This window comes from Salaquimonas pukyongi (assembly GCF_001953055.1).
GTDB classification, from domain to species: domain Bacteria; phylum Pseudomonadota; class Alphaproteobacteria; order Rhizobiales; family Rhizobiaceae; genus Salaquimonas; species Salaquimonas pukyongi.
In genome coordinates this window covers 623,481-636,405 of record NZ_CP019044.1, presented here as the reverse complement: position 1 = coordinate 636,405, position 12,925 = coordinate 623,481, and the positions used below count along the sequence as shown (strand labels likewise).

Below are 12,925 nucleotides of genomic sequence, written 5' to 3'. Positions count from 1 at the left end.
CCCTTATGACCAGAGTGTCGCGCCCGTTGCAAGCCAAAGTCGCGCCTGCTGGACAAGGCTGTATCAACATTTTTGAGCGGCCATTTAATCATGTTTGCTTACCATCCAGGCGGGATGGGCTTTGAGAAGCCGCCAGCTTGGTGTTTACTATGGGGAGTTTGGTGGCGGCACGGCAGCTTTTGCCGGTGTTGCGGCGGAGAATTCCAGTCATGCGTATGCTCGGCAAGATCGGTCTACCCCTTGCGATCGCCTTGATCGCGGCCATTGCCGCTATCGCGGCAAGGGGGCTGTTTGCCTTGTCGGCAGTGGATACGGTGATGGCAGCAGCAGCCGTCTTCTGCTGCCTGATGGTTCTGGCCATCTATTCCGGCCAGGCTATTTCCAGCCATCTGATCCGCAAACGGCTTTCAGCGGTATCTTCCTTCGACAGCGACATTGTACGCCGGCTGGACCAGATCGAACGCGATCACCCCGACCGTGCGCAGTTTGCCAGCATGGATGAACGGCTGGATGAACTGGAAGACAAAATGCTTGGCCAGATGGCTGCGCTTTCCGCCGGCACTTCACATCCGCGCCAACTGGCGGAAAACCCGGCAGGAAACGCTGCCAAAGCTGCCGAAAGCAACCGCGACTGGTCGCTGGACTTCGAGAACGAAAATGTCGTGCGGCTTGTAACCGGCAAGGAAAGCGATGCACTGGCTGACAAGAACCACAAACAGTACCTTCAGCAAGTTGCCCGATCGCTGGATAAAGGGACGCTGCGCATCAAACTGCAGCCCGTTATCGATCTGCTGTCCCGCAAGATCGCCTATGTGGAAGCGGTGCCTTGTGTGGAAATCGATGGCATGGAGCATGCCACACGCAGTCTGCTGAGCAGTCTCGACACGCGCCAGAAGGCCGAGATCGATCATTTTGCGGTGTTCGAACTGGCCCGGGTCTGCCGCGCCATGGACGAGGATTCAGAATCCGCAGGTATTTTCTACCGTTTCCACTGTCCGGAATATGAAGACAGCGATCACTGGCAAATACTGTCCCGCAAACTCAAAAGCGATCATAAACTGGCGGAGCGGTTTATCGCGGTAATTGCTGTGGAGGCCGTAAACAGCAAGGCGGAGGAACGACTGAATCCGCTTTTCTCGCTGGCCGAACTGGACATTTCAATTGCCCTGGCAGGAATTGGCGGTACCCGGAAAACTCTGCGACACCTTGCCGGGCGGCGCTACAGCCATCTGCTTGCCCCGGCTAGCGCCCTGCTCTCCTATCTGCCCGGAACGAACCGGCGGACCGGTGAAGAGATTGTTCCAGGTGCTGCAAGAGCCGGAAGCACTGTGATTGCAACGGATATCACAGAACGCCACCAGGCCACCGGGCTGCTGGACCTTGACGTCCCGTTCGGAACGGGCGATCTCATCTCCCCGCCACGCAGCATCAGGCTGTATTCCAGGGCTGACGAAGCAGCCGGCAAGGCAAACGATCATTCCGCCTGATGATATCCAGGGCATGCGCCTTGATGCCTGCCATGGCGGATAAATTTGCAGTAAATCCCCCCGCCCTCTCCATCGATCCATTGACAAGCGGCGGTCTGCTGCCTATCTCCCCCTTGTTAGCACTCTCCTACTGGGAGTGCTAAAGTTTTTGAGGCCCTGTTTCCGACCGGCTCCGGTCGTTTAAACAACAGGTAAATGGTTCAGAAAATTGGGAAAATAGCGATGGCTAAAATGAACTTCCGTCCACTTCACGACCGTGTGGTCGTGCGCCGCGTTGAATCCGAGGAGAAAACTGCCGGTGGGATTATCCTTCCCGACACCGCTCAGGAAAAGCCTTCCGAAGGAGAGATCGTTGCAGTTGGCTCCGGTGCCCGTGACGAAAACGGCAAGCTGGTGGAACTCGACGTCAAGGTCGGCGACCGCGTGCTGTTCGGAAAATGGTCCGGCACCGAGGTAAAGCTCAACGGCGAAGAAGTGCTGATCATGAAAGAATCCGACATCATGGGCGTGATCGGCTAACGCCGCCCCTAATTACACACTTATCCGGGCTGGCTGACAACGCCGCCCCAACATTCAGGAGCAGAAAATGGCTGCAAAAGAGGTAAAATTCGGTCAGAGTGCCCGTGAGCGCATGCTCAAGGGCGTGGACATTCTCGCCGACGCAGTAAAAGTGACGCTTGGCCCGAAAGGCCGCAACGTCGTTATCGACAAGTCCTTTGGCGCACCGCGTATCACCAAGGACGGTGTGACGGTCGCCAAGGAAATCGAACTTGAGGACAAGTTCGAAAACATGGGCGCACAGATGGTGCGCGAAGTCGCTTCCAAGACCAACGACATCGCCGGTGACGGCACCACCACCGCCACCGTTCTGGCACAGTCGATCGTGCGCGAAGGCGCCAAGGCAGTGGCCGCCGGCATGAACCCGATGGACCTGAAACGCGGCGTTGACATGGCCGTGACCGAGGTCGTTGCCGAGGTGGTCAAGAAAGCCAAGAAGATCAAGACTTCGGAAGAAGTTGCGCAGGTTGGTACGATTTCGGCCAATGGCGAAAAGGAAATCGGCGAGATGATCGCCAGCGCCATGCAGAAAGTCGGCAATGAAGGCGTGATCACCGTCGAGGAAGCGAAAACGGCTGAAACCGAACTGGAAGTCGTTGAGGGCATGCAGTTTGACCGCGGTTACCTGTCACCTTATTTCGTGACCAACCCCGACAAGATGATCGCCAGCCTGGAAGACCCCTACATCCTGCTGCACGAGAAGAAACTCTCCAACCTGCAGGCCATGCTTCCGATCCTTGAATCGGTCGTCCAGTCTTCCCGTCCGCTGCTGATCATCGCCGAAGACGTTGAAGGCGAAGCCCTGGCCACGCTGGTAGTCAACAAGCTGCGCGGCGGCCTGAAAATCGCTGCCGTCAAAGCTCCAGGCTTCGGTGACCGCCGCAAGGCGATGCTTGAAGACATCGCCATCCTCACCGGCGGCCAGGTCATTTCCGAAGACCTCGGCATCAAGCTGGAAAACGTCACGCTCGACATGCTCGGCACTGCCAAGAAAGTGGAAATCTCCAAGGAGAACACCACGATCGTCGATGGGGCCGGCAAAAAAGGCGAGATCGAAGGCCGCGTAAGCCAGATCAAGCAGCAGATCGAGGAAACCACTTCCGATTATGATCGCGAGAAGCTGCAGGAACGTCTTGCCAAACTGGCAGGCGGCGTTGCCGTAATTCGCGTTGGCGGCTCGACCGAAGTCGAGGTTAAAGAGCGCAAGGACCGTGTTGACGACGCCCTGAACGCTACCCGCGCTGCGGTTGAAGAAGGCATTGTCCCGGGCGGTGGTACCGCACTGGCACGCGCTTCCAACTTCATCAACTCGAAAGGCGAAAACGCCGACCAGGACGCCGGTATCAACATCATCCGCCGCGCCCTTCAGTCGCCGCTGCGCCAGATTGCGCAGAACGCCGGTGCTGAAGCCTCGATCGTTGCCGGCAAGGTGATGGAATCAAAATCGGCTTCCTTCGGCTTTAATGCCCAGACCGGTGAATATGGTGACATGATCGCCATGGGCATCGTTGACCCGGTCAAGGTTGTGCGCACCGCACTGGAAGACGCTGCTTCCATTGCCGGCCTGCTGATCACCACCGAGGCCATGGTCGCTGAAGCGCCGAAGAAAGAGTCTGCTGCTCCGGCCATGCCCGACATGGGCGGAATGGGCGGAATGGGCGGCATGATGTAAGAACGCGTCATACGCGTTCGCCGTCAAGGCCAATCAAATGCAGGGGCCGTCCTTCGGGGCGGCCCTTTTGCTTGAACAGGTTCCATCAAACAATCTGCTTGTCAAAACGGCCGCGCGGCGCCACTGTATCGGCGATGGTTTCGTCGAATCACCGGTTCGGCGAATGCAAAAGGGAACATGGTGCGGCAATGCCGAAAGGCAGCGTCAATTCCATGACTGCCCCCGCAACTGTAGGCGGTATGCGACCCTGAAACAGCCACTGGGCATTTCCACCAAGGAGTGCGCCCGGGAAGGATCAGGCAAGCTGCGACCCGCAAGTCAGGAGACCTGCCATCACAATGCAAACCCAACCGGGCGGGGTGCCCCGGCAAGGAGCATTTTGATGACCGGTCCTGCAAGCTGCAGCCCTGGTTTGAATTTCTGCCCCTTCCTTCCCCGCCTGAACAACGTGGCGCGGAGGGCGCGATGGTACTTGAAAAAATCATGAATGCACTGAAAACGGCTCCCACCGGAGCTGAAGCATCCGGCCAACTGGCCCGGATTACCTTTCTTGAATGGCTTTGGTCGCTTTCCGATGACGCCGATTTTGCCGCACAGGCAGCAGCGGTGGATGCCCGTTTGGCCGCGAGTGGATCTGCCGCCCCGGCAGTGCTGGCCTTTCGCGCCTGCCTTAAGGATGCGACCCGGCCGCTGGCGGTGCCGCGGCGCCGTGGCGGTGCACGGGGACGGCGGCTGCTTCACTGACGCCATTGCTCTCAAAACCGGCGTTGAAAGGCAGGGGTCTGATACCGTATGATGGGTCAGGAGGCCCGCCGTGACCCGTAGCCGCATCGAGACCGATTCCCTTGGCCATGTGAAGGTGCCGGCCAACCGGTATTGGGGCGCACAAACCCAGCGCTCGATTGAGAATTTTCCGATCGGCGGCGAGCGCATGCCGCTGCCGCTCATTCATGCGCTTGGCCTCGTGAAGCTTGCTGCGGCAAAAGCCAATGTCAAACTTGGCACGCTGGACAAGAAGCTTGCCGAACCGATAATGGCGGCAGCAAGGGAGGTTGCTGACGGCAAGCTCGATGAGCACTTTCCGCTGGTGGTCTGGCAGACCGGATCTGGCACCCAAACCAACATGAACGCCAATGAGGTGATCGCCAACCGGGCGATTGAAATGCTTGGCGGCAAGATGGGATCGAAAGAGCCGGTTCATCCCAACGACCATGTAAACTGCAGCCAGTCGTCGAACGACACCTTTCCCACCGCCATGCATGTGGCAACCGCAATCGGGTGCGAGCGGGAATTGCTGCCGGCCATGCGCAATCTCAAACAGGCGCTGGGCGCCAAGGCCTCGCGCTGGCGCAAGCTGGTCAAGATCGGCCGCACGCACACCCAGGACGCCACGCCCCTGACACTCGGTCAGGAGTTTTCCGGTTATGCGGCGATGATCAAGCGCGACGAACGGCTGGTGCGGCGCGCGATGGTGCATGTGATGGACCTTGCCCAGGGCGGGACGGCGGTCGGCACCGGGATCAACGCGCCGGGGGAGTTTGCAAAGACGTTTGCCGCCATCATGGCCGAAGAGACCGGCATGGCATTCAAGACCGCGCCGAACAAGTTCGAGGCGCTGACATCCCACAACGCATTGTCCATTCTGCATGGGGCGCTCAACGCGCTGGCAGCCGACCTTTACAAGATCGCAAACGATATCCGCCTTTTGGCCAGCGGCCCGCGGTCGGGTATTGGCGAGATTTCCCTGCCGGCCAACGAGCCCGGTTCCTCCATCATGCCGGGCAAGGTCAACCCGACCCAGGCGGAGGCACTGACCATGGTGTGCGCCCAGGTGATGGGAAACCACCAGACCGTCACCTTCGCCGCCAGCCAGGGGCAATTCGAGCTCAACGTCTTCAAACCGGTGATAGCGCTGGCCGTTTTGCAGTCGCTAAAGCTGCTGGCTGACGCCATGAACTCTTTCGCCTTGCGTTGTGTTGCCGGTATTGAGGCAAATACCGCTCGGATCGCGGAACTGGTCGATCGCTCGCTGATGCTGGTAACGGCGCTGGCTCCGGAGATCGGTTATGATGCCGCCGCCAGGATTGCCAAGACAGCCCATGAAAACGGCACCAGCCTGCGCCAGGAGGCGCTTGCCTCCGGACTGGTTGACGCTGAAACCTTCGACCGGCTTATCGACCCGCGCAGGATGGTCTGATTGAGTGCACAAAGCGCCATGGATCGTTCATTCTGAATGAACACTGTGTGCGCTCCTTGACGGATTGCGTATTGATCGCAATGGCATACATGGCGATGACGCTACATCATCTCGAAAGGCTGTTTCATGTCCACTTCTGCAAAACTGCTTGCCGCCCGCATTTTGATGTCTTTCATCTTCATCATGGCGGGCCTGCAAAAACTCGGCTCCATCGACGGCACGGCCGGCTACATCGCCGCTTACGGCTTTCCGGCCTCCACGTTACTTGCCTGGGCTGCGGCCATTTTCGAACTGGTTGCCGGCGGCTTTATCCTGGCCGGCTTCTTTACCCGCACCACCGCCTGGGCGCTTGCTGCCTTCTGCCTGTTTACCGGTGCCGTGTTCCATTTCGATCTGGGCGACCAGATGCAGACCATTCTGCTGATGAAAAACATCGCGATTGCCGGTGGCTTCGTTGCCCTTGCCGCCGTTGGGCCGGGCACGATTTCAGTCGATGGAAAGCGCTTGCGTTAACCTGTGAAGATCAGTTTGCCGCCACCGCTTCGGCGACCTGGCGGCAAACGCCTTTCAGAACCGCCCGGTCTTCCCTTGAAAGGCGAATTTTCTTCGAGGCGATGAGGTTTGCCTGCGATCGGAGGATGATGCCGTCTCTCAAGATCCTGAGATGGTTTGCCTTCAGGGTCGAACCTGTCGAGGTGATGTCGACAATGATGTCGGCGGTGCCGGCTGCCGGCGCGCCTTCGGTTGCTCCAAGACTTTCGGCAATGCGGTAAAGCGCGATGCCGTGATCGGCAAACCAGTTCTGCGTTAACTGCCAGTATTTGGTGGCAACGCGGAGTGGGCGATGGTGACTGCGCCGAAACCCGGCAGCAACATCATCAAGGTCGGCCATGGTGGTGACATCGGCCCAGGCATCGGGCACGGCGACCACGACATCAGCGCCGCCAAAGCCCAGCCGGCAGGCAAAATCGAGGAAGGTTCCGGGATCTGCAACGCTTTCGCGGGCCAGGTCCTCGCCGGTGACACCAAGCGCGATCTTGCCGGCAATCAGCTCGCGGGCAATTTCGGAGGCTGACAGAAAGGCGATTTCGATTTCAGGCCTGCCCTTCACCGAACCGCGATAGGAACGGCTGTCCTTCGGCAGTTCGATCCTGAACCCCGCCTGGGCGAAAACTTCCAGTGCCTTTTCCTTCAGCCTTCCCTTGGAGGGCAGCGCGATGGTGATCGTCATGGCCGCGCCTCCATTGTTCCAGGCGTTTCCTTCAGTTTCGGCTTTACCCGATCGACATAAACGGCAAAGCCCGTCGCCGGCATTTTCTGCCGCGAGCCAAGAACCGTCATCAGCCGGTCATAGCGTCCGCCACCTGCCAGCGGCTTCGCGTCGGACGAGCCGCCACGCACCTCGAATACAAAGCCGGTATAATAGTCGAGCGTGCGCCCGAAACCGGCGCGGTAGCGCAGGGAGACATTATCAAGATCGAGTTTTTCCAGCGCCACGGCGCGCTTGTGGAAAGCTTCCAGCGCCTTGCCAAGGGGAATGTTGGCGCGGCGCGCAAAGGACCAAAGCCGCCGGTTGGCATCTTTCAGCGGCATGTCCAGATCGAGAAAGGCTTCCAGCACTTCGCGTTTTTCCGGTACAAGGTGCGCTGCGGCAAGGGCGGCCTTTTCCATCAGTCTTGCGGCGATCTCTTCGGCGGTGCGGCCTGATTGCGGCGGCAGGCCGGCCTTCTTCATGTCGCGGGCAATGGCCTTTTCCACCGCTTCGCGGTCGCCCGCCTCGACGGCCCTTGCCAGCTCGGGCGCCAGATGGTCCAGGCTGCCATTGTTCTTGCCCGACAGGCGGTCGAGGTCGGCTGTAAGGCGTGTCGAATCGCCGAAATTTCGGCCAAGACGTTCGCGCCAGGCCTTGGGCAGGCCGAGGGATTTCAGCACCGCCTCGAAAATCGCCTGATCGCCCACGGCCACCGACAGGCGGTTTCGGCCCAGCATGCGCAAAAGATCGATGCAATCGGCCAGGCAGCGCACATCGGCGGCCCCTTTCTTTTCAGTGCCGATGTCCTCGATGCCGGCCTGCAGGAATTCCGCCGGCTCGTCGGCGCGCTGGCGAAAGACCTTGCCCACATAGCCATAGCGTTTTCTCGCCTTGCCGCTTTCAAGATGGCTGAGGCAGACAGGAATGGTGAATTCCGGCCGAAGACACAGGTCGCGGCCGCGCTGATCGGCGGTGATGAAGATACGGCGGCGAATGTCCTCACCGGCGGTGTTCAAAATGGGCTCTGCCGGCTGCAGAAGGCCGATTTCCGGCAGGGCGCATTTTTTTTCGCGCAGGAAGGATTCAATGCGCTGGGAAAGGGCAGTCATCGATTAACCCGCTTCCCACTCGGCTTTCTGTTCGGCGAGCAGGCGGGTGACCTCGGCGAGAAGGTCGGCCTCGTCGATTTCGAACTGGCCGGGGCGGGTTTCGCGCCATTCCTCATTGCTCTCGATGGCCGCGGCCTGTTTGCGGCCCTCGATCATGTCCTTGATCTGGACCTTGCCTTGCGCGCGCTCGTCGGATCCCTGGATGATGGCGATGGGCATTTCGCGCCGGTCGGCATATTGCAACTGTTTGCCGAACTTGTTGGGATTGCCCTGATACATCTCCGCGCGGATGCCCGCTTGGCGCAGGTCCTGCACCATTTTCTGGTAATTGCCGAGCGCCCCGGTATCCTTGTCCATGACGGTCACAAGGACCGGGGCAACCTCGTCATCCTGGCCAAGCTTGCCGAGGTTTTTCAGCGCCGTCATCAGGCGCGAGACGCCGATGGAAAAGCCGGTGGCCGGCACGTCCTGTCCGGTAAAGCGCTTGACGAGGCCGTCATAGCGCCCGCCGCCGCCAACCGAGCCGAAGACCACTTCCTGGCCTTTTTCGTTTTTTACGGGGAAGGTTAGTTCTGCTTCGAAAACAGGACCGGTGTAATATTCAAGGCCACGGACAACGGAGGGGTCGATTTTGATGCGGTCGGAGCTGTAGCCAGCGGCAGCGACGAGAGCCTTGATGTTTGCAAGATCGACTGAACCTCGCTCAAATGTATTCTCAGCGTCCCCCTCGAAACGGTCTGTGTCGAATCCCTCATAGATATATCCGCACCTCTTGCCATCATCCAAAACAGCAAAATCGATGGAAGATGCGAGAAATGACAGCAGCCAGTCTATGTCATTTGAGCGGAGCCCAACACCCGGCGTAAAATCCCCCTCGCCTTCCTTGCCACCGTCCCAGCGGCCCGGGCCGAGCAGGAGCTTCACTCCCTCGATGCCGAACTTGTCGAGCTTGTCGATGCTCCGCATGACGCCGAGGCGCCTTTCGGCATTTTCCTCGCCGCCCAGGCCGATTGCCTCCATCACACCGTCGAGCACCTTGCGGTTGTTGACGCGGATGACATAGTCGCCGCGCGCAATGCCGAGCGCCTCCATGACATCGGCCATCATCATGCACATTTCCGCATCGGCCTGGACGCCGGGCGCGCCGACACTATCGGCATCGAACTGCATGAACTGGCGGAAACGGCCCGGACCCGGCTTTTCGTTTCTGAACACCCAGCCATTGCGGTAGGTGCGGTAGGGAAGCTGTATTTCGTTGATGTTTTCGGCCACATGGCGGGCCAGCGGCGCGGTCAGATCATAGCGCAGGCTCATCCACTGTTCGTCGTCATCCTGCACCGAAAAGACGCCCTCGTTCGGGCGGTCGGAATCAGGCAGGAACTTTCCGAGGCAGTCGGTAAATTCGAACATCGGCGTTTCGACCGGATCAAAGCCGTAGCGCTCGAAAACCTCGCGGATCTTCGCCACCATTTCATCCGTAGCGCGGATGTCGGCGGGCGAACGGTCAACGAAACCGCGCGGCAGGCGCGCCTTCAGTTTCTGCGGCTTTTTCTTTTTCTCAGACATGTTCGGAAGGCCATCACTACAGGCAATCGGGATTTGCGGGTTTTCCTAGAGCGTGTCTTGATTAGCTGGAAGCAGTTTGAATGGATGGATTTTTCGTGCCTGGCAAGGAGAATACCACAGCAGGATGTTTATCCATCCTGCGAGGATTTCGACGAAGCCAGCGCGAAAAAGACACCACAGGTGATACAATACCATGTGGAATACCCTTTTGTTCTGCAATCGCCTGAACCTGGTTCCCGGGCCCTCGGACTGCGTTGCAAAACGCTGACAGTGCCTGCACTGCTGCGCTTTTTGCGCCTTGCCGAAGACCCGGTAACCGGCGTTCAAACGATTCCATCTAACCAGGACACGCTCTAGACGATCACCGGGTGAAGAACAAGCGGGAGAGGGCTTTGTGTGCCCGGGCAGTGGTGACAAGCACAGGAATGACGGAAGAGTGGGATAGCGCCTTGCCCGAAGTGATCATCGAGTTTGCGCCTCGCTTGCATCCCCTCTCAAGAGCAAAGAACAGCGCAACAATCGGGTGGCGGGGCTGCCGCCATCTCTTGTAGAATGCCGTCATGAACAATATCCATCTCACCCTGTTTAACACCACCCTCGGGCGCTGTGGCATTGCCTGGGGAGAAAGCGGCATTCTTGCCGTCAGCTTTCCCGAAGACAGCGATGACAGAACGCGGGAGCGCCTGCGCCGCCGGGCTGTTGATGCCGAAGAGGCCGGCGAAGCACCGCCGCATGTTGCTTCGGTGATAGCGGCGATCCGGGCACTGATGGATGGCCGCAGCGAAGACCTTCACGAAGCCGAACTGGACATGAGCGGACTTGCCGAATTCGACCGGCAACTCTATCGGCTATCGCGGCAGATCAGCCCCGGCAAGACCCGCACCTATGGCGATCTGGCGCGTGACCTGGGCGATGTGGCGCTGTCACAGCAGGTTGGCCAATCCCTGGAGCGCAACCCCTTCCCGATCATCGTTCCCTGTCACCGGGTGGTGGGCGCCGATGGCAGAATGACGGGGTTTTCCGCACCGGGCGGCGTTGAAACCAAACGGCAATTGCTCAAGATCGAAGGCGCCATCGAACCGGACCTGCTGGATCTGATGGGCACTGCCTGACGGCATGTTACCGGTTCAGGTCCGCTGTTTGTTACGCAGCTTGTGGGTCAGCGCCATGGCGATGCAGTGGGAAAGTTCTTCTTCCGGCAGTTCATCGCCCGTTTTAAAGATCAGGGCACGGTTTCCCTCGTAGTCGAACCTGTCGGGGTATTGCTCCCTGAAACGCTCCACCAGGCCACTGGTGCAGATAAAATACATGGCAACCGCATCGGGGCGGCCGCGCACTGCATCGATGCGAATCGTGCTGCCCGATTTCGGATTTTCCGTCACGAAGGAGGGCTGGCCCCACTTCAGGCATTCCACGATTTCACCAGCGCCGTGCGTTTTACTGGCGGTATCAAGCACCAGTTGCCGCAGCCGGCGCAGCATTGCCTGCCGCTTCGGGTCGATTGGCGCCAGATGGGTTTCGAACAGTTCTGTCATCGTGTTGCCGTTTACACTTAAACCGGCCGCTTCAGTGCGTTGCGCTTTTCCTCAACGCCTTGACGGCAGCAGCAGCCTTCCACGTGATCGTTGACGAGGCCCATCGCCTGCATGAAGGCATAAACGGTGGTCGGGCCGACAAAGGACCAGCCACGTTTTTTCAGGTCCTTGGAAATACGGGTGGAAGTTTCCGTCTTGCCGAGCTGGCGCAGCGATTCCCAGTCGCAGCACGCCGGGCGATCTTCAGGCCCCGGCTCCTGTGCCCAGAAATAGGCCGCGAGCGAGCCGAACTCCTGCTGCATTTCAAGGGCGCGGTTTGCATTGTTGATGGTGGAGACGATCTTGCCGCGATGGCGCACAATACCGGCATCGCCCAGCAGGCGTTCAATGTCGGCATCGCCAAACGTCGAAACTCTGGCAATGTCGAAGCCGGCGAACGCCTTGCGGAAATTCTCGCGCTTTCTGAGAATGGTGAGCCAGGAAAGGCCGGACTGGAACCCTTCCAGGCAGAGCTTTTCGAACAGGCGGGTGTCGTCGGTGACCGGTTGGCCCCACTCATTGTCGTGATAGGCCAGATAATCGGCCATGTTGCCGTGCCACCAACAGCGCCACTTGCCATCCTCGCCCTCAATCAGGCCATTTTCAGGTGCCATCGAAATACTCCATTCGAATCGCAGTGATTGTGATGAAAGTAACACCTGCTGGCGACAAATTCCGTCAGGATAAAAAACCGGTTTGAATCGACCGGCGTTTCGATATGATCACGCCGCCAGAGCCAAAGAACACGTTTCCTGTCATGCTGTTTTGCCGATTTCCGTTTTTGCGTATGTTCACCGGGCGTTGCCTTCTCCCGGCAATCGCCTGCATTGCGGCGGCATTGGTAACCATCCAGCCGGTGCGGGCGGCAAGCAATGACGATCTGCTGCGCGGCTTCAACCTGACGGTCTTTGGCGCAGAGTTCGCACCGTTCGGAATTCAGTCACGTTATATCCGCAAATTCAACGGGCCGGTTCGGTTCAACATCATCAATCTGGCAAAGCGTGACCGGACAGCGGCGGTAAAGCGGTTCATCCGCTCGCTCAACGGCGCCGTTTCCGGCCTGAGGACATCAACGACCCGAAACCCGGCATTGGCCAATTTCAACGTCTATGTGGTCGATCAGGCAGACTATGTGAAGGTGGCGCGTGAACAGGTCTACAAACGCTCTACGGCACGGGTGCCGGGCAAATGTCTTGTGCGCTCGGTTTTTTCACGCAGTGGCATTATCCGTTCAGATGCGGTGGTGGTGTCGGATGGCGGCGAAGCCCTTTTCAAGCGCTGCATGATTGAGGAGATCCTGCAGGGGCTGGGCCCGCTCAACGAGCATCCGTCCCTGAAGGAGAGCATGTTCAACGACCGTTCGCGCCACACCACGTTTACCCGCTTCGACCGGATCATTCTCAACATGCTGTATGACCGGCGCATTCGAAATGGCGCAACCATCGGCGCAGTGCAGGATATCCTGCCGGCTGTGCTGGCCGATGCCAAACGGCGGGTGCGCTGAGCTGAT

Annotated in this window: 15 protein-coding genes and 1 riboswitch; of the genes, 9 read left to right on the top strand and 6 right to left on the bottom strand. The window is 59.0% G+C overall.

The window, feature by feature from the left end; translation table 11 throughout:
* The first annotated feature begins 209 nt into the window (after window positions 1-209).
* From BVL55_RS03095 to BVL55_RS03070, 6 genes are all read left to right on the top strand, one after another.
* Window positions 210-1,487, top strand: coding sequence for an EAL domain-containing protein (locus tag BVL55_RS03095; RefSeq protein ID WP_162841439.1), 1,278 nt, complete (start codon window positions 210-212; stop codon window positions 1,485-1,487).
* A 222-nt stretch (window positions 1,488-1,709) separates the two neighbouring features.
* Complete coding sequence (gene groES / locus BVL55_RS03090) at window positions 1,710-2,006, top strand: co-chaperone GroES (protein ID WP_075995683.1); 297 nt, start codon at window positions 1,710-1,712, stop codon at window positions 2,004-2,006.
* A 67-nt stretch (window positions 2,007-2,073) separates the two neighbouring features.
* On the top strand, window positions 2,074-3,717 hold the full coding sequence (gene groL / locus BVL55_RS03085; RefSeq protein WP_075995682.1) for a chaperonin GroEL: 1,644 nt from the start codon (window positions 2,074-2,076) through the stop codon (window positions 3,715-3,717).
* 118 nt (window positions 3,718-3,835) lie between these two features.
* Window positions 3,836-4,066, top strand: a riboswitch (cobalamin riboswitch).
* A 116-nt stretch (window positions 4,067-4,182) separates the two neighbouring features.
* A complete protein-coding gene (locus BVL55_RS03080) occupies window positions 4,183-4,461 on the top strand; it encodes a hypothetical protein (RefSeq protein WP_075995681.1) in 279 nt (92 codons plus the stop codon).
* Between the two features lie 70 nt (window positions 4,462-4,531).
* On the top strand, window positions 4,532-5,914 hold the full coding sequence (gene fumC, locus BVL55_RS03075) for a class II fumarate hydratase (RefSeq protein ID WP_075995680.1): 1,383 nt from the start codon (window positions 4,532-4,534) through the stop codon (window positions 5,912-5,914).
* Between the two features lie 126 nt (window positions 5,915-6,040).
* Window positions 6,041-6,427, top strand: a complete 387-nt coding sequence (locus BVL55_RS03070) for a DoxX family protein (protein ID WP_075995679.1) — start codon at window positions 6,041-6,043, stop codon at window positions 6,425-6,427.
* Between the two features lie 10 nt (window positions 6,428-6,437).
* Here the strand turns inward: BVL55_RS03070 and hisG are convergent, their stop codons facing one another.
* From hisG to hisS, 3 genes are read right to left on the bottom strand one after another with little or no spacing between them, the layout of a single operon-like run.
* Complete coding sequence (hisG, locus tag BVL55_RS03065) at window positions 6,438-7,145, bottom strand: ATP phosphoribosyltransferase (protein WP_075995678.1); 708 nt, start codon at window positions 7,143-7,145, stop codon at window positions 6,438-6,440.
* On the bottom strand, window positions 7,142-8,275 hold the full coding sequence (locus BVL55_RS03060) for an ATP phosphoribosyltransferase regulatory subunit (protein ID WP_075995677.1): 1,134 nt from the start codon (window positions 8,273-8,275) through the stop codon (window positions 7,142-7,144). Before BVL55_RS03060 ends, hisG begins: the two co-directional genes overlap by 4 nt.
* 3 nt (window positions 8,276-8,278) lie before the next feature.
* Window positions 8,279-9,841 (bottom strand): histidine--tRNA ligase, encoded by a 1,563-nt coding sequence (gene hisS, locus BVL55_RS03055; RefSeq protein WP_075995676.1) that lies wholly within the window; start codon window positions 9,839-9,841, stop codon window positions 8,279-8,281.
* A gap of 57 nt (window positions 9,842-9,898) precedes the next feature.
* Between hisS and BVL55_RS03050 the strand changes: the two genes are divergently transcribed.
* Window positions 9,899-10,198 carry a hypothetical protein gene (locus BVL55_RS03050; protein ID WP_156892397.1) on the top strand — a complete coding sequence of 100 codons (300 nt, stop codon included), beginning with the start codon at window positions 9,899-9,901 and terminating at the stop codon, window positions 10,196-10,198.
* Window positions 10,199-10,202: 4 nt separating this feature from the next.
* Here BVL55_RS03050 and BVL55_RS16365 read toward each other — a convergent pair whose 3' ends face one another.
* The gene (locus tag BVL55_RS16365) at window positions 10,203-10,403 is read right to left on the bottom strand and encodes a hypothetical protein (protein WP_156892396.1); all 201 of its coding nucleotides are present in this window, start codon (window positions 10,401-10,403) and stop codon (window positions 10,203-10,205) included.
* Here BVL55_RS16365 and BVL55_RS03045 point away from each other — a divergent pair.
* Window positions 10,402-10,953 (top strand): methylated-DNA--[protein]-cysteine S-methyltransferase, encoded by a 552-nt coding sequence (locus tag BVL55_RS03045; protein WP_075995674.1) that lies wholly within the window; start codon window positions 10,402-10,404, stop codon window positions 10,951-10,953. The genes BVL55_RS16365 and BVL55_RS03045 overlap by 2 nt on opposite strands.
* Window positions 10,954-10,968: 15 nt before the next feature.
* Here BVL55_RS03045 and BVL55_RS03040 read toward each other — a convergent pair whose 3' ends face one another.
* Both BVL55_RS03040 and BVL55_RS03035 read right to left on the bottom strand, forming a co-directional pair.
* Window positions 10,969-11,376: a DUF1801 domain-containing protein gene (locus BVL55_RS03040; RefSeq protein ID WP_075995673.1), complete on the bottom strand. Its 408-nt coding sequence runs from the start codon at window positions 11,374-11,376 to the stop codon at window positions 10,969-10,971.
* Window positions 11,377-11,393: 17 nt separating this feature from the next.
* Complete coding sequence (locus BVL55_RS03035; RefSeq protein ID WP_075995672.1) at window positions 11,394-12,029, bottom strand: DNA-3-methyladenine glycosylase I; 636 nt, start codon at window positions 12,027-12,029, stop codon at window positions 11,394-11,396.
* A 173-nt stretch (window positions 12,030-12,202) separates the two neighbouring features.
* Here BVL55_RS03035 and BVL55_RS03030 point away from each other — a divergent pair, with 173 nt between their 5' ends.
* Window positions 12,203-12,919 (top strand): DUF2927 domain-containing protein, encoded by a 717-nt coding sequence (locus BVL55_RS03030; protein WP_075997845.1) that lies wholly within the window; start codon window positions 12,203-12,205, stop codon window positions 12,917-12,919.
* The last annotated feature ends 6 nt before the right edge of the window (window positions 12,920-12,925 follow it).

Excerpts from the sequence above, each read along its gene's own strand:
- BVL55_RS03070 (WP_075995679.1), top strand. The coding sequence starts at position 6,041 with ATGTCCACTTCTGCAAAACTGCTTGCCGCCCGCATTTTGATGTCTTTC.
- BVL55_RS03095 (WP_162841439.1), top strand. The coding sequence starts at position 210 with ATGCGTATGCTCGGCAAGATCGGTCTACCCCTTGCGATCGCCTTGATC.
- BVL55_RS03040 (WP_075995673.1), bottom strand. The coding sequence starts at position 11,376 with ATGACAGAACTGTTCGAAACCCATCTGGCGCCAATCGACCCGAAGCGG.
- BVL55_RS03035 (WP_075995672.1), bottom strand. The coding sequence starts at position 12,029 with ATGGCACCTGAAAATGGCCTGATTGAGGGCGAGGATGGCAAGTGGCGC.
- groL (WP_075995682.1), top strand. The coding sequence starts at position 2,074 with ATGGCTGCAAAAGAGGTAAAATTCGGTCAGAGTGCCCGTGAGCGCATG.
- hisG (WP_075995678.1), bottom strand. The coding sequence starts at position 7,145 with ATGACGATCACCATCGCGCTGCCCTCCAAGGGAAGGCTGAAGGAAAAG.
- BVL55_RS03060 (WP_075995677.1), bottom strand. The coding sequence starts at position 8,275 with ATGACTGCCCTTTCCCAGCGCATTGAATCCTTCCTGCGCGAAAAAAAA.
- BVL55_RS03080 (WP_075995681.1), top strand. The coding sequence starts at position 4,183 with ATGGTACTTGAAAAAATCATGAATGCACTGAAAACGGCTCCCACCGGA.
- BVL55_RS16365 (WP_156892396.1), bottom strand. The coding sequence starts at position 10,403 with ATGACGGCATTCTACAAGAGATGGCGGCAGCCCCGCCACCCGATTGTT.
- BVL55_RS03030 (WP_075997845.1), top strand. The coding sequence starts at position 12,203 with ATGTTCACCGGGCGTTGCCTTCTCCCGGCAATCGCCTGCATTGCGGCG.
- groES (WP_075995683.1), top strand. The coding sequence starts at position 1,710 with ATGGCTAAAATGAACTTCCGTCCACTTCACGACCGTGTGGTCGTGCGC.
- hisS (WP_075995676.1), bottom strand. The coding sequence starts at position 9,841 with ATGTCTGAGAAAAAGAAAAAGCCGCAGAAACTGAAGGCGCGCCTGCCG.
- BVL55_RS03045 (WP_075995674.1), top strand. The coding sequence starts at position 10,402 with ATGAACAATATCCATCTCACCCTGTTTAACACCACCCTCGGGCGCTGT.